The sequence below is a fragment of the Bacillus sp. SD088 genome, from assembly GCF_017355205.1.
GTDB lineage: Bacteria > Bacillota > Bacilli > Bacillales > Bacillaceae_C > Lederbergia.
In genome coordinates this window covers 49,555-72,155 of the sequence record NZ_JADIJK010000026.1, presented here as the reverse complement: position 1 = coordinate 72,155, position 22,601 = coordinate 49,555, and the positions used below count along the sequence as shown (strand labels likewise).

Sequence of the window (22,601 nt, the reverse complement as noted above, 5' to 3'; positions counted from 1 at the left end):
GCAATCTGCATTATTGGATATCACCTGGTTTCAGATTTATTCAAAGGGATCCCCTCAAGCCAATGTTAGCAAATATACGAGTGAACGTACCCCTTGAAAATAAAATTCCAAATAAGAGCGCGCTTTTTACTGCAAATTCCCTCACCTGTTTATTAAGTTTTCATTATAAAATCGATAAATGTATCCACACTGTCTTTGGGAAAACGTTGTGTTTTTTTCACCATCCATAAATTTCTATTAATACTGGCGCCAAGTATCTTTACTTCCGCAAGATCACCATGCTTTAATTCTTTCGTTACGGTTATTCTTGGAAGGATGCTTACGCCTAATCCTGCTTCCACAGCACTTTTGATTGCCTGAGTGCTGCCTAGTTCCATATAACTTTCCATGCTTTCAAATACATTGTATTTTTTTAGAGCTGCTTCAACGATTAGTCTTGTTCCTGAAGTTGATTCACGCCAAATCATATCTGCTTCCGTTAAGTATTGAATATCAATCTCTTTTCTTTCTTTCCACTCATGATCAGGAGGGCAGACTAGGATAAGTTCATCTTCTGCAAATTTCTGTATATCAAGACCCTTATCGTCTACTTCTCCTTCCACAAGTGCAATATCAATAACGTCATTTGCAAGTTTTTCCAGAATCGTCGGTGTATTACCGATATCCAGCATCAATTTTGTATATGGATACTTCTTTTTAAATTCTCCTAAAATTTCAGGCAATAAATATTCGCCAATGGTTAGTGTAGCACCAACGCTAAGCTTCTTGTCATAATTTCTGGCAATTTGCTGAATCGTTTCTTTTGAACGATGATAATCCTTTACAATTTCTTTTGCAAAAGGATAGAGAGCCCGCCCCGTCTGAGTTAATTTTAATCTTCCTTCTATCCGGTCAAATAGAAGCGTACCATATTTATTTTCAAGCTGATGTATCTGTCTGGAAACCGCCGGCTGTGAAACATTGCTTAGCCGCGCTGCTTGGCTAATACTTCCCTCTTCAACGACCAGACAAAAAAGTTTCAGATTATCAATATTCATAAAAATCATCCTCATCAGTATACTGCTACTATCCATTATAGCAGATGAAGATAATTACTTATCAGTTCTTTTCTCTTTATCGATTTACTCCTTTTTATCCGTGAAACTACAGCTTTATAATTTTATGAAATTTTACCGTCCACATTCTTAATTTCTATCCTTTTTTCATGTTTAAATTTATAAATGGCATAGGTAAGCGCAATCATCCAAACCGTAATGATGGTTCCATAGAATAACGGGTATAAGGATTCATTTTCAACCCAGGTTATGAGTAATGTTCTTGTATTCGTCAGAACAATAAATCCACCAACTAATACCCCCATCAATTTTCCTGGAATAATTCGAACTAACCAAGCTGCAATTGGTGCTGCAATTACACCTCCGATTATCAATGCTGTTACCAAAGTCCATGGCAAAGCATTAGTCCCAAGTGAAAAAAAGAAACCCAATGATGCGGACACGGCAATAGCAAATTCGCTTGTATCAACAGTGCCAATTACCTTCCGAGCACTCATACCGTTTTTAGACAAGAGAACTGGTGTTGAAATTGGTCCCCAGCCACCCCCTCCGGTTGCATCGAAAAAGCCTGCAATCAACCCCAATGGAACAGATTGCTTTGTAGATAACCGAGTTTCATTACTTTCCTCAATTTTTTTGTGAATAAATAGAAAGCGAAGCAATACATATACACCCAGCATCAGTAAAAATAAGGAAATATACGGTGCAACTATGCCACCGGGCAAATTACTCAGAAATGTTGCACCAATAAAAGCACCAATCGCCCCCGGAATAATAAGTCGATAAACCATTTGCTTATCAACATTTTTAAACTTGATATGAGATATGCCGGAAGCAGCTGTCGTAAATACCTCAGATAAATGAACGGATGCCGAAGCCACCGCCGGAGTCATCCCATAAGCCAGAAGCAGTGATGTAGATGTTACACCATAAGCCATCCCCAAAGAGCCATCTATTAACTGTGCCAGAAAACCAATGAATGCTAAAAGCATCAGTTGCCGCATATTTCTCCCTCCCAAATTGTATACACTTTTGTTATATAGTATGTTATTTAATTATATTGTATTCATACAATTCCTACCTGTCAACTGAACTTTAGTATCTAATTGTAAATGGGCTCATCCCAGAACAAAAGCGCAAGCGCCCGTTTAGCGACGTACAAACTTTTTAGGGTTCTGACGAGATAAAGGAAACACCATGAGCTTGGAAAGCGAATGGATGTTGACTTATCGTAGGAAGAAACCGAAAGTTTGCTAGTCGCTGGGCGCTGGAGCTGGATGTCGACCGCGACATAAGCTAGTTATCCACAAGCAAAGGAATTTTATAGCTCTCTAAATAATAAAAAAAGCCCCTTCATTCCAGGCTTCATTCGTTAACCCATTGTTATCCAGTATTATGTGTTTCTTCCATTAATGTTCTCACTTTATTTCGTGAAGCTTCTTCAGGATGGCTAGTCTACATCACGCGACAATTTTGTGTTGATTATGTAACTTACTTTCAGTGATACACAACAAAGAATCCAAGTGTGTCACTACTTCCGTCAATATTATAAACTTATTGACAAATAGACCATTCAATGATATATTTTTGGTAGTTTCAAAGGGGAGTAGCTTTAACGGTAAAGTCGTCATTACAGAGTATAGACCATACTCTCGGCTTTACGGGCAACTTTAACGTTGTTAGCAAGACCTTTGCCAATGTGGTAAAGGTCTTTTATTTTTTAGAGGCTTTTACCATTCATTGGTAAAAGCCTCTATTTTTTATTTCAGAAGGGAGATCACTAATTGGAATCATTATGGATTCAATACGGATGGACTTTAATAATTCTCATTGGATTAGAGGGGATCTTATCTGCTGACAACGCACTGGTTATGGCTGTGATCGCCAAACATTTGCCAGAAAAACAAAAAAAGAAGGCCATCAATTACGGAATTTTGGGCGCCTTTCTTTTCCGTTTCTTAGCGCTATTCGCAATCTCCTTTATTGCCAATGTATGGCAAGTACAAGCGATTGGTGCAGCTTATTTAATTTATTTAGGTTTAAAACATGTAATCCAAGACATATTCGCTTCACCAAAGGATAATAAAGATAACGTGAAAAAGGACTCCAATGAGAAAGGCTTCTGGCCAACGGTGGTCAAAATTGGATTAGCTGACCTTGCCTTTGCCATTGATTCCATCCTTGCAGCTGTTGCACTTGCGATCGTTCTGCCTGGAACGCCACTTCCCCACATCGGTGGTATGGATGGCGGGCAATTCTTAATTGTCGTAATAGCAGGGATTGCTGGACTGATATTGATAAAATACGCGGCAAACCTATTTGTTAAACTTCTAGCTGTCCGTCCCGGCCTCGAAACAACAGCGTATTTAATCGTTGCTTGGGTAGGAGTGAAGCTAGCAGTTATCACGCTTAGTCATGAAAAAGTAGCTATATTAGATGAACATTTTCCCCATAGCACAGGCTGGACCATTGCCTTCTGGGGAATCCTTCTAGGAATTGCTATAATTGGATGGTTTATGTCGGGGAAAACAGCCCCCAATGAAAAGAATTCATCCCATGAAAGCTCTTCTTCATAAAAAGATTTGGGGCCTGTCCCCCAGTTTGGTAATACGTTAACGAACTGGGGGACAGGCCCCGTTACAATTATTTAATTCCACTAAAAGTAATTCCTTGAATAAATGTCTTTTGCATAAAGAAGAACATGACGATGATGGGCAATGTCATCATTGTAGAAACTGCCATCATTAAGCCCCATTCTGTTCCCATTTGGTTTTGGAATTGTTGAAGTCCTAATGACAATGTGTACTGCATTTCATCTGTCAAGTAAAGCAAAGGACCAAGGAAATCTGTCCAGCTGCCCATGAATTGGAAAAGTCCAACCGCAAGGAGGGCGGGTCTGGCCAAAGGGAGCATAATTTGCAAATAAATTCTGAATTCAGAAGCACCATCAATCTTTGCCGAATCTCTTAATGTATCTGGAAGACCTAAGAAAAATTGGCGCAACAAAAATATGTAAAACGGTGCTCCAAAAAAAGCGGGCACAATTAATGGTAAAGGTGTTCCAACCCACCCTATTTTATTGAATATTAAGAATAATGGAATCATCGTTACTTGTCCCGGGATCATCATGACCGCGATTGTAAGGATAAAGAGTACATTTCGTCCCTTCCAGCGAAGTTTTGCAAAGCTATACGCCACCAATGGACACGAAATAAGAATACCTATTGTACTAAAAACCGTAATCACCACCGTATTTTTCAAATAAGTGAAAAACGGGATATACGACATTGCATCGAGGTAATTCTGAAAACGAAATGGTCTAGGTATCCATTCTGGCGGAAAAGTAAAAATTTGTGTGAGTGGTTTCAATGATGTCGACATTAACCAAATAAATGGAATGATAAAAAATATAGAAGCCATAATGAGAATTAAATGCGCTAATGAGTATTGAATTCGTTTTTTTACGATTGGTTGCATTCCATTCCCCCCTTTTCTACTCACCTTGATAGTGAACCCATCTTTTTGATGTTGCAAAAATCAAAGCGGTTAAAGCCATAATGACAGCAAATAGAATCCAAGCCATTGCCGATGCATAACCCATTTTGAAAAATTTAAATCCATTATCATATAAATACATGACATAAAAGGTTAGTGAATTTGCGGGCGATCCTTGTCCTTGTGTCATCGTATACGGTAAAGTAAATTGTTGAAATGCCCCGATGATGCCCATAACTAAGTTGAAAAATATGACTGGTGTAAGTAATGGCAATGTAATATTCTTCATTCTTTGAAACCAATTTGCACCATCAACTTCCGCCGCTTCATAAAGCTCTTCCGGTATATCTCCAAGACCAGCTAAATAAATAATAACAGCCTGTCCAATTCCCCATAGTGACATTAAGATCAATGAAGGCTTTGACCACTTTACACTACCTAACCAATTTGGCCCTTCAATCCCAATTAAGTCAAGCATTCCATTAATAAGACCAAATCCAGGGTTCAATAGCCACATCCATAGAACTGCCAGAGCAACGTGGGGAACGAGTGTAGGTAAGAAATAAATAGTTCGATATACAGCCAATCCTTTTACCTTCATATTAAGCATCATTGCAAGAGCTACCCCAAAGATAATGCTTAAGGGAACAAATAAGACAGCGAAATAAACGGTATTATAGACTGATTTCCAAAACAATTCATCGTGAAATAGTTCTTTATAGTTTTGAAGTCCGATAAATTCTCCCGGCTGTAAAACACTGTACGTTGTAAAGCTAAAATAAATAGAGGAAAATAAAGGTATAGCAAAGAATACAATTAAACCAATTATCCAAGGTGATGCAAAGAGCCAACCAGTCAAATTTGCCTTAAAAGTAAAAGCACTATTCTTTTTCGGTTCTAAGACACTTGAAGTTTGAATTTCCGTCAAATTAGGCAACCCCTTTCATAAATAAAAGGGAGGTAAGTCTCCCTTTTTATTACTTTTTCAATGCTTTATTTACTGCCTCAGTCGCTTTATCTAAATTTTCCTGAGGTGTGCCATTACCTCTTGTCGAGTTTTCAACAGCAGTTGCAAGCTCATTCCACAGCAATTGTCCTTCTGAAATAACAGGTCTATGATGTGAATTTGGAAGGATATCCACAAATTCTTTTAAAATCGGATCATCACCACGCCCAAGTTCTTCGTTTACAAGCGGTTGAACGGAGAAGTCTCCTTCAAGCTTGGAATAATATGCTTTTGCTCCTTCTGGACCACCGAAGTATTTCAAAAATTCCCACGCAGCCTCAACGTTCTTAGCTCCTTTAGGAATAATAAAGCTATGTCCACCAGACCAAGTAGTATAATCAGTTCCACTAGGTGTCGGGATTGGCGTAACACCGTAGTTTAAATCAGGCTTAAATTTGCTTATTCCTGTCACCGTCCAGTTTCCATCTATTTTCATACTAAGCTGACCTGAAATAAACGGGTCTAAAGCGTCACTACCCGCAGAACTTTCAAATCCAGAAATATCTTCTACATTGTATTTTTTCCCGAATTCAACCATCCATTCCAAAGCTTCTACAATTTTAGGATCATTGGCTGTGACTTCCCCTGTACTTTCATCGTAAAATTCACCTCCGAATGACCATCCCCAACTATAAAGCCAACCTTGTCCATACCATGGAATAAAGCCAATTCGTTTAAAACGATTACCTTCTTTGATTGTTAATTTTTCAGCAGCTGCTTCCAATTCTTCAATCGTTTTAGGTGGGTCATCAGGATCCAGCCCAACTTCTTTAAAATGATCTTTATTGTAATAAAGTAAACGAGAATCCGTTGAATAGGGAATCGCATACAGCTTATCTTCGTAGCTCGCTTCATCCCACGCATATGGATAATAACGGTCGCGAGAGATCCCATCTGCCTCGGCCATATCTGTTAAATCCGTTAGCGCATCTTGATCCGCCCAGGACCCAACTTTGAATCGATCAAATGTTGCAACATCAGGAGGATTGCCACCTGTAACGGAAGTCAAAAGTTTTTGGTCCGCCCCCTCGTTTGCCTCCGTATAAACCATTTTCACTTTAATATCGGGATGCGATTCTTCAAAACTCTTTACCAATGCTTCCATTGCTTCTAATCCGATACCTGTACTACCATGCCAAAACGTAATTTCCGTCTTTTCATCGTCTCCCTCTTTTTCACCAGTTGAAGCCCCTTCATTTGAAGAACAGCCTGATAAAAATAACAATAAGGTAAGCATAGCAATAAGCATAAATTGTCCGAATTTCTTTACCCTTTCACTCACTTTGACACCCCCAAGTTTTTATTTAAAACTAGCTAGAACGCTTGTTTCGCAAGCCCTTTCATTTTAAAAAATCACATAGATGGCCAATGTTGGACTACTCCCCCCTTATGTGTTTTCTTTACAACTAACATCTTTGTTACCTGAGCAATGAACATTTGCTGATAACTACCCTCTACTTTTTCTACAAAGAGCCTACATGAAGGACATGATAGAAAGATAACTACTATTTATCCTTTAGTTGCACAGCACTATATAACTACTTTTTTCATTATCCGTATGGAATAGTTACCACATCACTCATATTATGACTATTAGGAATAATTGTCAATATAATTATAACTATTAATTCTAAAAATATTGTACTCATGTGTTTTAGTATCGAGTCACGGTAAAATAAAGAAAAAAGAGAGTTGGAGAAGTTTTAAATGATTGAAATTGGTGAAAGGTTAAGAAACTTAAGGAAAGCTAGGAGTCTTACGACACAAGAACTTGCGGGGAAAGTCAATATTTCTCAATCCTATATTAGTCGTTTTGAAAATAATAAAGCTATTCCCGATGTTGACATGCTTGCCAGAATTCTGCATGCGCTAGATTCTGATTTATCATCGTTTTTCACATCCGAGCATAATAACACCCCACCTGATTTAATTCAACTGATCAATACAGTGAAAACCTTAAGCCCCGAAGCGAGAGTGAAATTAAATGAATTCCTAAATTTAGTAATAGGAGAAGATCAATAGAAAAGACCTAGCTATCTGCAAAATTTTACTCGGCAACTACTAGTTAAAAAAGAGAAGCCTCCCTTTCGAAAAGTACACCGATCAAAGGGACTGCTTACATTGCTAGCTGGATAGCCAGCCCTTCCTGTTAGTATTTTCCCACAAGCTGGGATTTTAGAGGTTCCTAGAACATAAAAAAAGAAGGTGCTTGGAAATTGTGAAAAAATTCCAAGCACCTTCTTTTAATACGTGTAGATCGAATATGAGAAACATCAATGACTCTAGTCCATATGGAAAACTTCCGTTAAATCAACCGTAACAGGACTATTATCTGCATTTGTTTCCATTAATGGTTTCATAAATTCCCACCATTTTTGATTGATTGCCGTTTTTGCCATCTGATTCCATTTTTCCTCGTCCTCTATCTCGATGTAGCCAAATAGTTGGTTTGTATCTTTATCTAAAAAGATGGAATAATTCCGTGCTCCATGTCGGCGCAGCTCTTCGACCATCTCTGGCCAAATTTCATTATGGCTTTTCTCATATTCTTCGTGTTTATCAGCATAAACCTTCATAATAAATCCCTTTCTCTGCACTCCATCGCCTTCCTTCTTTATAATAAATCAAACAATGACAGCGTTTCCACATATTGATATCTTCATCATAATAAACACATTTTCCAAAGTCAACTTTTATGTGGGGCCTGACCCCCAATGTAGTAATGCGTTACCACACTGGGGGTCAGGCCCCATTTTATTTGAACCATCCCTTTTTCTTTGACTGTGTGATGGCTTCGATTCGGTTGGTGACTTCGAGTTTGTCGAGGATTTGCGAAATGTAGTTTCGGACTGTTCCGGTTTTGATGCTGAGTTTCTCTGCGATTTCTTTTGTGTTTTTTCCATCGGCGACTAATTCTAATACTGCCTTTTCTCGTCCTGTGAGTGGGTTTTCTTCCCTGTACAAGTCATCCATTAGTTCAGGTGCGTAGATTTTTCTTCCGGTCATAACATGGCGAATGGCATTTGCTAATTCTTCACTTGGGCTATCTTTTAATAGATAGCCACTAACACTTGCTTTAATGGCACGTTGAAAATACCCAGAGCGTGCAAAGGTCGTAAGGATGATCACTTTACATTCCAGACTTTGCAGTTCCTCTGCTGCCTCTAACCCAGATTTTCCTGGCATTTCAATATCCATAATACAAATATCAGGTTCGAATTGTTTCACTAAGTGAATGGCATCTTCTCCACTTTTAGCCATTCCAACTACTTCCATATCCTCCTCTAAATTAAGCAATGAGCCAAGTGCACCAAGCATCATTCCCTGATCCTCTGCGATTACGATTCGAATCATATATTATTCCTCCTTTACCTTCTTCACTACGGTCGGCACCGTCATCGTGAGGATTGTCCCCTTTCCTTCTGTAATGTCTAATGTTCCATTGACAAATTCCAGCCGCTCTTTCATCCCCATTAATCCATTTCCCTTCGCAAAGTAACCATGATCACTAATGCCAATTCCATCATCCTCTACTTTGATTTGAATCTCTTTAACGGATTGTTCAACTATGATCCAACATGTCGCTGCCTGGCTATGTTTGACCACATTGTTGACAGCTTCTTTGACACACATGCTTAAAATATTTTCCAGAAAAACGGACACATTTTTTAATTTAATATCTCGGTCTGTAATCAACTCAATCTGTGCTACTTGTAAAATCTCCTGAACCCTGATCAATTCTTCCCTCATCCTGATTCCCCGCATGTGCGACACCATAGTTCTTACCTCATTCAAAGCAGTTCTAGCCGTTTGCTGAATATCTATCAACTCATGCCTTGCCTGCTCTGGTTGTTTATAGACCAATTTTCTTGCCAAGTCACTCTTTAATCCAATCATGGAAAGCTTTTGTCCCAATGTATCATGTAAATCGCGAGCGATCCGCTGCCGCTCCTCCTGTTTCACCAATTCAGCAATTTTATTATTCGCATATTCTAACTGTTGCTCCAGCTTTTCTTGCTTTTTTCGATTATAAATATTCATCGGTAACAATATCACACTTAGACAAAGGATGATGATAAAGGGTAGCTGCTGTAAAAATAAATGATTATGGTAGACGGCAATAAAAGTGATGGATGCGGCAGTGAAAAGCAAATGAGTAATATATAAAGTAAAAAAGGTCGCCCGTGATTTAATATGACCAATGCAGTAAGCAATATAAAAGGCAAAATAAATATACTGAAAAAGAAGAGACATCGCCATTGAAATCACAATCAATATAATGGTCCATAAATGGACAGGCCATTTTTTTGACACATAAGCAAAACGTAAAGCGACAAAGAAAATAATAATTAAAGTAATTCCAACAATCACTTCTACAACAGAAGACGATTGGAAAACGAAATAAAATGGAAGAATCGCTAGAATCGTCCATATATAAGGAGAAATGCCTGAACTTTTTAATCTTTGTATGATCCTTTTCATCTCTTTACCCTCATATCCCAAATAAAATAAGTTCCTTTGTCATCATATCACAAAGGAACTCGTAAACTTCTATGAATTTTTAACCGATGGAGCGGAGATAGGTAGTTTATCTTCCTTCCCTTTATTAATCACATTTTTTATTTCTCTAAATTCAATAAACCGCTTGTGCTTTTCATCCCATAAGCGAAAACGAAGAGAACGCAAGCTTGTTGAAAGTGTAATGGTTGTTGCCTCTTGTAATGGCTTGTGATTATTATGCACTTCTTCTAAATAATAGTTTGGAATCCTCGGACTTAAATGATGGATATGGTGGAAACCAATATTACCCGTTAACCACTGCAGGATTTTAGGAAGCTTATAATACGAACTCCCATCCATAGCGGCTTTAACAAAATCCCAGTTATCTTGGTTTTCAAAATAAGAATCTTCGAATTGGTGTTGAACATAAAACAGCCAAATTCCAAGTGAACCAGAAAGGAAAAAAATCGGGCCTTGAATTAACAAAAATGCTTGCCAACCGACTAACCAGCATAATAGAACAATGGCCACAACGATTGAAATATTGGTAATATAAGTATTACGCCGCTCTCTCGGTTTAGCGCTTTTTGTATTAAAGCGATAAGAGATCAGGAAAATATAAATCGGGCCAAGCACAAACATCACAAACGGATTGCGATACAAACGATACGTTAATTTTTCTAATTTAGATGAAGCTAGATATTCATCGACCGTCATCACCCAGACATCACCAGTACCACGCTTGTTCAGATTACTACTTGTAGCGTGATGGATGGAGTGACTATGTTTCCATTGTTCATAGGGACAAAAAGTTAGGATTCCTGTGATTGTACCCCAAATTTGATTCGCCCTTCTCTTTTTAAAAAAAGAACCATGGCAACAATCATGAAAAATAATAAAGATCCGCACTAAAAATCCGGATGCAATGATACAGAGTGCAAATGTAAGAAAATAGGATATGGACAGACTTTTATACGCTAAAAACCATAAAAGGCAAAACGGACCAAGTGTGTTGATAACCTGCCAAACACTATTCTTCGTACTGGACTTTTCATAATGAGCAATTTGTTTCTTAAAATTTCGGTGATCAAGCTGAGACATAGATTCACGTCACCTTTCTCGCTATCATTTCTCCTAATTATAAAAGCAGGGAAAAAGCGATAAAAGGCATAGATGTCACAGACAAACCATGATAAATATCATGGTTTGTCCGTATATACTGAAGATTCTTCTTGAAGCAACTTCGTAGGTCCTGTCAACATAGGCTTCATTGGAGTTAAACCTAGAACTAGCATGAGCAAAATTTACCCTTTTTTTGTCAAACTTGTTTGAACATACAATGATCCTCTTACAAAGGCAGTCCCCTCTATATTGCTAGAAAGAGACATTTACTAAGATTAAACAAAGAGCCATCAGATTTTAAGTCATCTCAAAATCTAATAGCTCTCCATTCTTACATTAATAACGAATCTAACTGGGAGATTATCCTCAAAACATATGGCAATAATCCTTACTCACTTCATCTACTTACATTGGCAAGCCCCTGCAAATGATGGATATCTCCTATTTTATTCACCCTCGTATAATCCTTCGTGATCGTGAACCAATTCACACAAGTATTTTCTTGATAAAAATGGACGTGTTGAGAATCGGATAGACCGATTAATTCTCTAATAAGATATTGATTCAGCGTACCATGGGCAAACATCGCAATTTTAGCTTCCTCATGATATTCTTTCAATTGTTTGGCGATTTTGCTTACTCTTTTAATGATGATCGCGGGATTCTCATTACCCTTATAATGCCATCCATTTGGCTCAAAATCCTCATCAAACTCCGCTTCTGGAAATTGCTCCAACAGATCACTTAATACTGCTCCCGTACACGATTCAAGATGTCTCACTTCATAAGCGTCTTTCATTACGATAATAGGCTTATTTATCGCTCTCGCAAAAGGTTGAGCTGTTTGTAATGCTCTTATGAGCGGGCTAGAAAGAATATGCGTAATCTCAGCGTCTATTAAACTTTGGACCACAAGCCTTGCTTGCTCTTCTCCACGTTCTGTTAAGACACAATCAGGAATATCTTTACCTGTCGCATTTCCGACTGATTCTCCATGCCGAATTAAATATAATTCCATTTTTATATACCCCCGTATTTCTATTTTAGCATGCTCGTCTCACAACCATTTATCTGCATCAGTATAGTTGCAAATTATATCTCCAAGCATTTTGAAAACCAATTTTTAGAGATTACTTAAACCATTCTAGCATTTCTGACTTCGAGCAATTGTTTTCATACCTACTATATATACTAGGTTATTCCTTTAAAGGATGCAATGAAATATCCAATATTTCCAATAGGAGGTTTTATTTTCACTATATTCAGTAGCGTATTTTTTATGATGGTCATAATAGTACTCGCACTCTACTACGAGGATTATTATATATACATCCCTAATCAGTAAACTATATGTAAAGTTCAATTCGCACACTCGTGAGGAGTGTAGCGGGAGTTTTATGAATATAGGTACATCATCAATCCACGCACCTAAGTAAGGTGCGACGCTTTGGCAAAACTTAATGCCAAACCTGCTTTAAAATTTCAATCCACGCACCTAAGTAAGGTGCGACAAAAGACGAGAGAGACAAACGTATTGAAGCTGAAAATTTCAATCCACGCACCTAAGTAAGGTGCGACTAAGGCGATTTAATCGTTTGGGAACGGAAGGGATATTTCAATCCACGCACCTAAGTAAGGTGCGACGTCCTTTTTGTCTCATTTGGATTCCCCCTTTATTTATTTCAATCCACGCACCTAAGTAAGGTGCGACTAGTGGGTTAATCTCGTGGAGTGAGGATGTTCCAATTTCAATCCACGCACCTAAGTAAGGTGCGACTCTTTATCTTGGGCCTCCTCCCACATTTGGGGTGATTTCAATCCACGCACCTAAGTAAGGTGCGACCACATAAATGATGCCCCCTTATCGTTGTCTAAAAATTTCAATCCACGCACCTAAGTAAGGTGCGACTGGCTAACTTTTTCACAAATACATGGAAAAACATCAATTTCAATCCACGCACCTAAGTAAGGTGCGACTCTTTATCTTGGGCCTCCTCCCACATTTGGGGTGATTTCAATCCACGCACCTAAGTAAGGTGCGACTTATTAGTGGCGATCATATGACATTCGTATGACAAATTTCAATCCACGCACCTAAGTAAGGTGCGACATGGTCCTTAACAGAAGCACCAATACTTCGTTTAAATTTCAATCCACGCACCTAAGTAAGGTGCGACTTGTAAAACCTCTAAGTTGTCTTTCTTTTTCTTATTTCAATCCACGCACCTAAGTAAGGTGCGACCTTTCGAATCCTGTTCCACCACCTGCATTAATATATTTCAATCCACGCACCTAAGTAAGGTGCGACTCCGATCATTTTCCAAGCGTGTGTATCAATGCTTTACACACCAAAAAGTGCGAGTCCCTGAGATAAGAGTAGCTCTGATTATGTAACTAATTCCTATATATATCTATCAAGTAGTTGCTAATCCCGCTAGATCAAGAGACGAATCAATTAAGGTAGGAAGGTGCGAATCTCCTAGGAGTTTTATGTGAGCTTCAGGTTCGCACCACTGATTATATAAATTAGATACTGATGAATCTCACACAATGCTATGCCCCAACAATAATCTCCTTCCGCTAAATAAAAATATGAAATGGAGATTTGCATTTATTTTCAGATTAATCTTATCATACCAAATCAAGCAATAGTTAATGAACTGCTTTATTTATCCTCCCGATAATGTTCTAGAATATTATCGGAAGCCCACCTCCATAGTGTTGCCAATGAACCTCCCGCCACTTAAAACGTCCGTTTTTGAAGTAGGGAATCGTCGAGAATACCCAACAAGAAATGAGGGTGACTCATTCCTTTTATGACAAGTCACAGGGGCTCATCCCAACAACTAGATTTGGCAACAGTCAATCCATTGACTGGGTCGGAACAGACCATCTACTACTTCCTGCCTTAGGCAATCCGTAGATACTTTGTTGGGTTCAGGGTAAAATCGAGTTCTCTGATTTCACCGTAAAAGGTTTTGGTGAAAAAATTGGTGGCACCATGTATATCACGATGTTGACTGTATCCGCATGAACAAACATAGATTCTCGAAGTTACCTTTCGTTTCTTCGAGCAACAAGGACATTGTTGCGTCGTATCGCTTTCATTGTGTTTGTCTATCTGGATCCCTTCCGCCTCTAACTTATAATTCAGATAGTCGTACACTTTCCCAAAGGACCAATTCGATAATTTTTGATTCGTTCTTCTGTTTCGTACCTTCTTCTTTTTACGACGAGACGTGTCCCGCTGAATACCGTCCACGTCGCCAAAACTCCATATGATGATACACTTTTATTATACCACATACAGAAACAATTGTTCGTGAAATAATAAAAAATATAAGAGCAAGCATTCATCTCCCACCTACATCTTTCAGGTGTTGAGGAAGGAGACTTCTGCCTAAGACCGTTAAAATAATATATTGCTTAAATAATCATTGACAATGAGAATCACTTTCAATAAACTTAGTAATTGAAAGTGATTCTCAATTACGGAGGTGTAGACGAATGTTTGTGCTTAAGGCAGAAGGGGGCAAGGACCGTGACAACGCTTTAAGATTGATGGTTCCTAATAATAAAATCGCTTATAAACTTTTACAAACAAAACTTGTCCATCAAGCATCCGATATCACCATGATGACGGAGGAAAATGGAGAACATCTGCATTCGTTTTTTATTACATATTTTCCAAAAGCTGTCCGTTTCTTATTTCCAAAAATGAGTGAATACTAGAAAGGAAGATGATTGTTGAACACGAATAAAGAAATATTTGATATTACGATTATTGGTGGTGGGCCTGCTGGCTTATTCGCCTCCTTTTATGCCGGTCTAAGAGAAATGAAAGTCAAAATCATCGAGACTCATTCAAAACTTGGTGGTAAAGTGCATGTGTATCCTGAAAAAATGATCTGGGATGTTGGTGGAGTTACACCTATTTCTGGCATGCAATTGATTGATCAAATGGTTGAACAAGGCCTGACCTTTTCCCCAGCAGTTGCTTTAAATGAAACGGTTCAATCCATTGAAAAAAGCAATGTTGGGATATTTCATATTCACACTTCATCAACAGTCCATTTTTCAAAAACAATTTTATTAGCTGTAGGAGGAGGCATTGTCGATCCCATCAAGTTAGATATAGAAAATGCCCATGAATATGAACTAGGAAATCTCCATTATAACGTAAAAAGGCTCAAGGACTTTCAGAATAAGAGGGTATTGATTTCTGGCGGAGGAAATTCAGCAGTCGATTGGGCGAATGAGCTGGCTCCAATCGCACAACAAGTGACACTAATTTATCGTGGTGAATCTCTGAAAGGTCATGAAAAAGAAATATCACGTTTGAAAGAAAACAATATCAATTATTACACCCATACACAGATAGAAGAATTGCTAGGCCAAGATGAGCAGATTCATACAGTCAAACTATTAAATAATCAAACCATGACGACGGAATGGTTAGAAGTCGATGCGATTATTGTCAATCATGGTTATCAGCATGATCAAAAGTTGATAAGAGAAAGCAATTTAGATATTGCCTTAAAGGATGATTATTTTGTGGAAGGCAACGCAGCAGCGGAATCGACTATTCCCGGACTTTATGCAGCTGGTGATATTTTAAGCTATAAAGGTAAGTTAAATTTAATCGCTGGTGCTTTTCAAGATGCTGTCAATGCTATTAACAGTGCAAAGAAATTCCTCGAGCCAGACGCCTATGCATATGCTCGAGTCTCATCACACAATGACGCGTTTAAAGAGAAAAATAAACAATATCTGTATAACTAACATCCCTAATTGTTGGAAAAAATTTTAAGTTATAATTGAGAATGAATTTCATTTCCACTTAAAATTGGATACGTTGGAGGAACCATCATGCTTAGAAAATGGACAATATTTTTATCCTTGATTATTGTGTTAGGTTTAGTCGGTTGCAGCAGTGATAGTAAAAAAGAAAGTGAGGCTACTGCTGCTTCGACAGATAAAGTGAGCGATAAAAAGCAAGAGATGCGGACCATCACCCATCCTGGGAAAGAATATGAAATTCCTGAAAAAGCCGAACGAATCGTGATTGTAGGGGCGATGGAGTCATTTGAAGATTCTTTAGTACTGGACTTACACCCTGTTGGCGCCAGTGCGATTTCCTGAAGTGTTTACAGATGTCGTCAAAGTTGCTGAACCTATTGGAGAAAAAACTGAACCAAATCTAGATATCATTTTACAGTATCTGTATCAGGCAATATCGGTTTCATTGGGTTAATAGCCCCGCATATAGCCAGGAGAGTCGTTGGTTTGAAACATCAATTTGCTTTGCCAATTAGTGGATTCATCGGAGCTATACTCGTCATCTGCGCCGATTTGATCGCCAAAACCATTGTCCTGCCGGCTGAATTACCAGTTGGAATTATCGTCGCCTTAATCGGGGTACCGTATTTTATTTTCTTGTTACTTAAATCAAAAGTGTAAAATAGAAGGCTAACAGCGCGAGATTTACGTTGTTAGCCTGTTGTTGCGGGTTAGAAAATCATGGGAAATTCTAGACTATCAAAATCTAATTGCTGACTGTCCCCACCTGGGGCCCTAATGTTCAATTTGACAGGCACTGAACTTAATATTTCTCAGTCTATTTAAGATTGAAAATGGAAGAACGATTCGTTTCTATGAAACTAAGTCCTTTTTTAGAAAATCCTAAGAAACGTATTAACGTGGTGGGATACTGACCGTAAAGGTGACGGTTGTGCCTATATCTGGTGTGCTTATAATATGAAGCCCTGTGCCAAAGTAGCGTTTTAGTCGTTGATCGGTGTTGATAATGCCAACTCCCGTTTTCTGGCTTGCTTTTCCTGCTAATAAGCTGTTTAATTTAGCTTCTTCCATTCCAATTCCATCGTCTTCAACCGTGATATTGGCATAAGTATCATATATAGAAACACAGATAGAAACCTTCCCCCCACTGTGACGCTTCATAACGCCATGTCTAATGGCATTTTCTACCAATGGCTGGATTGTCAGGAAGGGAATTTTCACTTCTTTACCCTCATCAACTTCCCAAACGACTTGTAATCGGTCTCCGAATCGAACTTGTTCTATTTTAAGATAAGAACGTACAATGCTGAGCTCTTCTTCAATTGGAATAAACTCATCAAAATGTTGAAATTGAAATTTGCTTCTTAAAAAGTTACTTAGTTCATTTAATAAATCGCGCATTTTATCCAGATCCATCTCACTTAAAGCCGCAACAGAATTGAACACATTAAACAAAAAGTGAGGCTGGATTTGTGCTTGTAACCATGCGGCTTCTAGTTGCAATTGTTCTTGAACCACTTGTTTGACAGTAGTAAGTGCTTTGATACGGGTTCTTATTTCTAAAGCTTCAACCGGCTTCATAACATAGTCGTTTGCTCCAGCCAAAAATCCTGCTTGTATATCTTTGGATTTGCTCCTTGCAGTAAGCAATAATATGGGGAGCTCCGTCAAAGAATATCGTTCACGAATTATTCTGGTTAGCTCATATCCAGACATCTGCGGCATCATAATATCAGAAACCACTAAATCCCATTCTCTATCATCTAAGATGTTCAAAGCTGCTTGTCCACTTGTTGCAGTGATCACATCGAATTCCTCCGCTGGCAGGATGGATTCTAGCACCTGAAGATTAACCGGGTCATCATCAATAGCCAATATAGAAAGACGTTCTGTATCCATCTCCCGTTGCGAAGTATCTGTTGTAGATGCCAAGATTTTCATTTCATCAGCGTCAACTGCAGCAGCTGTAATATGATGAACAGACGGACTTCGTGTGATTGACTGTTCAGATCGATATACTTCAGTATTCTTTTTCTTCGCATTTAAATCAGCTAATTCTAACGAAAATGTAAACTTCGATCCTGCTCCTAATACAGAGGACACTTTTAAAGTACCTCCATGAAGTTCTATCAATTGTTTACTTATACTTAACCCTAATCCAAACCCTCCCTCCATCATTGTTTCATTGAAGTCTGCTTGCTCATATGGGTGAAATAAGCGCTGAATCATGGTTTTATCCATCCCAATCCCAGTATCCGCTACAACAATATAGGCTTTTTGCTCCTTAACAAAAGCTTGAATTGTAATTTCACCTTCGTTCGTGTATTTCATAGCATTATGAAGCAAATTGAAAACAACTTGAGTCAACCGATTTTCATCTGCCATCACAGGGGGAAAATCTTCCGGTATTTGATTGACAAACTTCACTGATTTGACCTCTACCATGAATTGCAGCATATCCATAACAGCGATCACGATCGGCTCTAGGGAAATAACTTTTTTCTGTAGACGTGGTGTACCTGCCTGAATGCTCTCTACATCAAGTAAATCATTTAAAATGACCGTCAACCGTTGCCCAACAGATAATATTGTTTCAAGCTCCCGAATGCTCTCTTTCCGTAATGCAGGTTGTTCTCTCATTAAAACTGATTGTGACATATTAAGAATACTATGGAGTGGATTTTTAAATTCATGTGCTGTATTGGCCAAGAATTGATCCTTTTGATCATTCATTCTTTGCAAAGTCGAAGCAAGCTCCTTTGTTTCAGCATGCATGTTAAAATAACCTTTAAACCAAATTGATGCAAAACAACCGATCGAGATAATTTTATCAAATGGATAATGGACAACACTAATGCCACTTTCCTTCCACCCTATCTCCCATATAAAATGATGAATGAGTGCTGTAAGAGAAAAAAGTAGTAAAGTATTTTCTTCTCTATTATCAATAAGCCTTTTAAAAACAGTAATAATCGTAACTGTAAGGGTGATCCCAACCAACAGATAATAAAGTGGAAATAATTTTATGATTTGAGTGGTATGCAAAAATAATGTAATTATAGCAATCCCAATAAGTACGACTCCATATACAGGGAAAAGTTTTCGCCAATATGGAGGCATCCATGGCCCTTTAATACACTGCAATAATGCATAACAGCAGATTGTAATCGGAAAATTCGCCAAACGGAAATCCCATTCATGGTCAATATTAAATAGTACATGGAACAACTTCTCATCATTGCTAACTAAATTCATTAATATTATACAAAATACTAACAATGAAAAATATAGCAGCTGCTTTTCCCGATTTCCTAGAAAAAATAAAATAAGGGCATACATGGCATGCATCAAAAAAATAACGGCAGCCAGTAATTGCATCATATACGATAATTTCATTTCCTTCATAATGGTAGCTTCAGTACCAAATTTAATCGAGCGAGCAATCCCACCACTGCGAGCATCAGTAAAATTTGCCGCCTGAACCACTATCTCAATTATGCCGTTTTCATCTGCAGTAAATGTTGTTGAATAGGGCAAATTTTTCGCCTTATAGTCATCCTTTGTTTTTCCCACCTGCCCAGATTTAGACAACAAACGTCCATTGACATATACTTCTGAAGAGCTACGCACGCTTGGTACACGAATGCTATAATTAAAGTCCTTTTCCGAATCAACATGCACACGCAAACGATAGCTTCCAAATCCATAGGGAGTTGACTTCTTGTCATCCAGATCTCTATTCCATCTCCCTGGTACCTGAATAAACTGTTGCGGGTTCTTGCTAACATTCAATGATTGCCCATCATCCATCAATAGTTCAGACGGATAAAACTCCCACTCCCCATCTAGCAAAAGGATTCCATCCTCTTCCCCATGCCAATCACGTAAATCCAATTGACCCTTTTTAATCGTCGAGTGCTGTTGATCATGAAATGAGTCCGTCCATAACATTCGTGCACCTACTAGAAGAATAATAAAAAGTCCAAGTGATAATAAAATATATCTATTTTTCATGGGTAATTTGGCAAAATGTTTGCCAAACAGACCCCCTCTCTATAACAACATATATCTATTTTCACATATACAACGATTAATTTCACCTTCATTTTAATAGCTTTTAAATGAAACGGTATTAAAAGCTATTTCTCTATATTTAAAAAAGGATCTTATCTAAAAAGCATGCTAGTCAAAGCAATTACTAATAGAAAATGTCCTATATAAAAAATCTATTTAAAAATTATATCCCACCAATGCTTAGTTTAAATCCCCAAAGTTGGAATTTATCAAAAAAGTCCCAGAAGTCTAGTTGACCACTGGAACTTTCTACATTAGCATGGTAGCAATTAATCACCTAAAGATTCAAGGTTTTGATAGTTTTCTTAGCCCTTAATACCAGTTAGAGCAACTCCTTCAATAATATGTTTTTGAGCAATAATATAAACAATTAAAACTGGAATGATGGAGATTGTTGAGCCAGCCATCATTAATGCCCAGTCTGTTGCATAAAGACCTTTAAAATAGTTTAGGAGCAACGGTACAGTAAATAGCTCTGGTGTGCTTAAATAAATCAATGGTTGAAGAAAATTGTTCCAAGAGCCCAAAAATAAGAAAATCCCAACTGCAGCTAATGCTGGTTTAACTAACGGTAAAATAATTTCCCAATAAATTTTGATTGGATTCGCTCCATCCATGATAGCTGCTTCCTCTAACTCATTTGGAATTCCCATAATAAATTGTCTTAGTAAAAATACCGCAAATGCATTGAATAATGCGCCTGGCACAATAATCGATAAATGTGTATCCAACCAACCAATTTTATCCATAATCATATAAAGAGGAATCATCGTAACTTGGTTGGGAACCATCATGGTTGCCAAAAAGAAGATAAATAGGAAATTCGACCCCCGAAATTTAATTTTTGCAAACGCATAGGCAGCCATCGATGCTGTTAATAATGAAACACCAACAACGAGAAACGTAATATAGAAACTGTTCCAATAAGCCTTCCCGAATGGCATCGCTTGTAAGGAGTCTGGATAATTTGACCAAACAAATGGGTTGGGAATAACCTCTGGAGGGACGATAAAAATCTGTGAAATATCTTTCAGGGAACTGCTGATTGACCATAAAAAAGGGAAAATCATAATCAATGATCCACATATTACAAAAAAATGGATGATTAATGTAAATAGGTTTATTTTCTTCCTGCTTCTTTTAGGTATTGGGTTAGTCTTTTTGACTTCAACTGTATTAGCTTTCATAATGGACCCACCTTTTCGATGCACCAAACTGAATAAGTGTGAAAATCAAAATAATTACAAATAGGATCATTGCAACAGCCGAGCTTTCGCCCATTCGGAAGTTAACAAATGCGGTTTCGTATATGTGGTATACAAGGGTATAACTAGCTTTTGCAGGACCTCCACTTGTCATAACGAAAGCCTGATCGAATACCTGAAATGAACTAATAATCGCCATGATAGAGACGAAAAAGGTTGTTGGAGATATCAATGGCAATGTAATATGACGAAATTGCTGCCACTTAGATGCCCCATCGATTTGAGCGGCTTCATAATAACTTTTGGATACCCCCTGGAGGCCGGCCAAGAAAATCACCATATTATACCCCACTTGCCACCAAATGCTTAACATCGCAATTGAAATCATTACCCATTTCGTATCAGTCAACCATTGTGGACCATGGATCCCAATCACCTCTAACGCCTGGTTTAAAATACCAAAGTCACCGTTTAAAATCCACATCCAAATGACACCAATAGAGACAGAACTTGTCACAACTGGCATGAAAAAAAAGACCCGATATAACTCTTTTCCTTTAATATTATTTAGTGTTATAGCTAATAACAGGGAAATCGCAATTCCTATAGGAACATATAAAATTGTATACAAAGCTGTATTCCATATAGCCTTCCAAAATACTCTATTCTGAAATTGACTGATAAAGTTGCTGAAGCCAACAAAGTTTTTTGTTCCAAATCCATCCCAGTCTGTAAAACTGAGGACGAAAGCGAAAACAAGCGGAACTACGGAAAAAGCCAAAAGACCTATTAATTGTGGGGTTAAAAAGAAATAGCCCCAAAACGTGTTATTTTTTCTCATGTTCTCTAATCCCTCCAAAAGAACAAAATCTGCTTTATCCATGATCTCCATCAAAAATAAGAGAGAAATATCATCTCCCCTATTTATCCCGCATTAACGGGCAGTAATACCCCCACCTCATGGCTTTAGAGAATACGGAGAAGCATAGGTGGGGGATACACTGCCCTAATCTAGTTGCAGCGCCTAGCGCCTAGCAAATTTACGATTTCTGCTTGCGTAAGTCAACATCGATTCACCCTTTGGGCTCATCGTGTTTCCTTTATCTCGTCAGAACCCTTTAAATTTGTACATCGCTGGACAGGCGCTTCCGCTTTTTTGAGTAAAAGCCCGATTGGTTCAGGCCAACAAGATGTTGGTCACAAAGGCGTAGCGACGTACAGGACGTACTAGTGCGGGCGAAACGACAGGATGTCGTGCTTTGAGCCTGCCGACAGGATGTCGCGATTTTAGCCTTTGATCCTCTGAAATCAGTGGGGATGAAAGAAAACCCCCACTGATTGAAG

At 38.2% G+C, this 22,601-nt stretch carries 19 protein-coding genes, 1 pseudogene and 1 CRISPR repeat array; of the genes and pseudogenes, 6 read left to right on the top strand and 14 right to left on the bottom strand.

The features are described 5' to 3' along the window. Positions 1 to 152: 152 nt before the first annotated feature. Entirely contained in the window at positions 153 to 1,037 is an 885-nt protein-coding gene (locus IPU53_RS19685) for a LysR family transcriptional regulator (protein WP_207452698.1), read from the bottom strand. 122 nt (positions 1,038 to 1,159) lie between these two features. Further along, on the bottom strand, positions 1,160 to 2,059 hold the full coding sequence (locus tag IPU53_RS19680; RefSeq protein WP_207452697.1) for a sulfite exporter TauE/SafE family protein: 900 nt from the start codon (positions 2,057 to 2,059) through the stop codon (positions 1,160 to 1,162). A gap of 780 nt (positions 2,060 to 2,839) precedes the next feature. On the opposite strand from IPU53_RS19680, the gene IPU53_RS19675 reads away from it, so the two are divergent. Further along, positions 2,840 to 3,631, top strand: a complete 792-nt coding sequence (locus tag IPU53_RS19675) for a TerC family protein (RefSeq protein WP_207452696.1) — start codon at positions 2,840 to 2,842, stop codon at positions 3,629 to 3,631. Positions 3,632 to 3,698: 67 nt separating this feature from the next. Here IPU53_RS19675 and IPU53_RS19670 read toward each other — a convergent pair whose 3' ends face one another. Genes IPU53_RS19670 through IPU53_RS19660 form a run of 3 tightly spaced genes read right to left on the bottom strand, consistent with a single transcriptional unit; the run spans position 3,699 to position 6,838 of the window. Beyond that, positions 3,699 to 4,532, bottom strand: a complete 834-nt coding sequence (locus IPU53_RS19670; RefSeq protein ID WP_207452695.1) for a carbohydrate ABC transporter permease — start codon at positions 4,530 to 4,532, stop codon at positions 3,699 to 3,701. 16 nt (positions 4,533 to 4,548) lie between these two features. Next, positions 4,549 to 5,469, bottom strand: a complete 921-nt coding sequence (locus IPU53_RS19665; RefSeq protein ID WP_207452713.1) for a carbohydrate ABC transporter permease — start codon at positions 5,467 to 5,469, stop codon at positions 4,549 to 4,551. A gap of 58 nt (positions 5,470 to 5,527) precedes the next feature. Further along, positions 5,528 to 6,838, bottom strand: a complete 1,311-nt coding sequence (locus IPU53_RS19660; RefSeq protein WP_313886535.1) for an ABC transporter substrate-binding protein — start codon at positions 6,836 to 6,838, stop codon at positions 5,528 to 5,530. A gap of 425 nt (positions 6,839 to 7,263) precedes the next feature. Between IPU53_RS19660 and IPU53_RS19655 the strand changes: the two genes are divergently transcribed. Continuing rightward, entirely contained in the window at positions 7,264 to 7,578 is a 315-nt protein-coding gene (locus tag IPU53_RS19655) for a helix-turn-helix domain-containing protein (RefSeq protein WP_207452694.1), read from the top strand. A 260-nt stretch (positions 7,579 to 7,838) separates the two neighbouring features. Here the strand turns inward: IPU53_RS19655 and rhaM are convergent, their stop codons facing one another. The 6 genes from rhaM to IPU53_RS19625 form a co-directional block, all read right to left on the bottom strand. Continuing rightward, entirely contained in the window at positions 7,839 to 8,153 is a 315-nt protein-coding gene (rhaM, locus tag IPU53_RS19650) for an L-rhamnose mutarotase (protein WP_207452693.1), read from the bottom strand. Between the two features lie 157 nt (positions 8,154 to 8,310). Beyond that, positions 8,311 to 8,910 carry a response regulator transcription factor gene (locus tag IPU53_RS19645; protein ID WP_207452692.1) on the bottom strand — a complete coding sequence of 200 codons (600 nt, stop codon included), beginning with the start codon at positions 8,908 to 8,910 and terminating at the stop codon, positions 8,311 to 8,313. Between the two features lie 3 nt (positions 8,911 to 8,913). Then, positions 8,914 to 10,038, bottom strand: coding sequence for a sensor histidine kinase (locus IPU53_RS19640; RefSeq protein WP_207452691.1), 1,125 nt, complete (start codon positions 10,036 to 10,038; stop codon positions 8,914 to 8,916). Between the two features lie 69 nt (positions 10,039 to 10,107). After that, positions 10,108 to 11,157 (bottom strand): fatty acid desaturase, encoded by a 1,050-nt coding sequence (locus IPU53_RS19635; RefSeq protein ID WP_207452690.1) that lies wholly within the window; start codon positions 11,155 to 11,157, stop codon positions 10,108 to 10,110. Between the two features lie 418 nt (positions 11,158 to 11,575). Then, positions 11,576 to 12,196 carry a histidine phosphatase family protein gene (locus tag IPU53_RS19630; protein WP_207452689.1) on the bottom strand — a complete coding sequence of 207 codons (621 nt, stop codon included), beginning with the start codon at positions 12,194 to 12,196 and terminating at the stop codon, positions 11,576 to 11,578. Between the two features lie 394 nt (positions 12,197 to 12,590). Beyond that, positions 12,591 to 13,486: direct repeats of the CRISPR family, unit length 32 nt; unit sequence ATTTCAATCCACGCACCTAAGTAAGGTGCGAC. Positions 13,487 to 14,086: 600 nt separating this feature from the next. Further along, a complete protein-coding gene (locus tag IPU53_RS19625) occupies positions 14,087 to 14,344 on the bottom strand; it encodes a zinc ribbon domain-containing protein (RefSeq protein WP_313886538.1) in 258 nt (85 codons plus the stop codon). 341 nt (positions 14,345 to 14,685) lie between these two features. Here IPU53_RS19625 and IPU53_RS19620 point away from each other — a divergent pair, with 341 nt between their 5' ends. From IPU53_RS19620 to IPU53_RS19605, 4 genes and pseudogenes are all read left to right on the top strand, one after another. Continuing rightward, positions 14,686 to 14,910, top strand: a complete 225-nt coding sequence (locus IPU53_RS19620) for a hypothetical protein (RefSeq protein ID WP_207452687.1) — start codon at positions 14,686 to 14,688, stop codon at positions 14,908 to 14,910. 15 nt (positions 14,911 to 14,925) lie between these two features. Continuing rightward, positions 14,926 to 15,960: an NAD(P)/FAD-dependent oxidoreductase gene (locus IPU53_RS19615; protein ID WP_207452686.1), complete on the top strand. Its 1,035-nt coding sequence runs from the start codon at positions 14,926 to 14,928 to the stop codon at positions 15,958 to 15,960. Positions 15,961 to 16,047: 87 nt separating this feature from the next. Beyond that, positions 16,048 to 16,320, top strand: a complete 273-nt coding sequence (locus tag IPU53_RS19610; RefSeq protein ID WP_207452685.1) for an ABC transporter substrate-binding protein — start codon at positions 16,048 to 16,050, stop codon at positions 16,318 to 16,320. 75 nt (positions 16,321 to 16,395) lie between these two features. Beyond that, positions 16,396 to 16,638: pseudogene (locus tag IPU53_RS19605) on the top strand (iron chelate uptake ABC transporter family permease subunit); the annotation flags it as partial. 234 nt (positions 16,639 to 16,872) lie between these two features. On the opposite strand, the gene IPU53_RS19600 reads toward IPU53_RS19605, so the two are convergent. The 3 genes from IPU53_RS19600 to IPU53_RS19590 form a co-directional block, all read right to left on the bottom strand. Next, on the bottom strand, positions 16,873 to 19,992 hold the full coding sequence (locus IPU53_RS19600; protein ID WP_207452684.1) for a hybrid sensor histidine kinase/response regulator: 3,120 nt from the start codon (positions 19,990 to 19,992) through the stop codon (positions 16,873 to 16,875). 365 nt (positions 19,993 to 20,357) lie between these two features. Further along, positions 20,358 to 21,239 carry a carbohydrate ABC transporter permease gene (locus IPU53_RS19595; protein WP_207452683.1) on the bottom strand — a complete coding sequence of 294 codons (882 nt, stop codon included), beginning with the start codon at positions 21,237 to 21,239 and terminating at the stop codon, positions 20,358 to 20,360. Beyond that, positions 21,229 to 22,098, bottom strand: coding sequence for a carbohydrate ABC transporter permease (locus IPU53_RS19590; protein ID WP_207452682.1), 870 nt, complete (start codon positions 22,096 to 22,098; stop codon positions 21,229 to 21,231). The genes IPU53_RS19595 and IPU53_RS19590 overlap by 11 nt, the downstream gene beginning before the upstream one ends. Between the last annotated feature and the right edge of the window lie 503 nt (positions 22,099 to 22,601).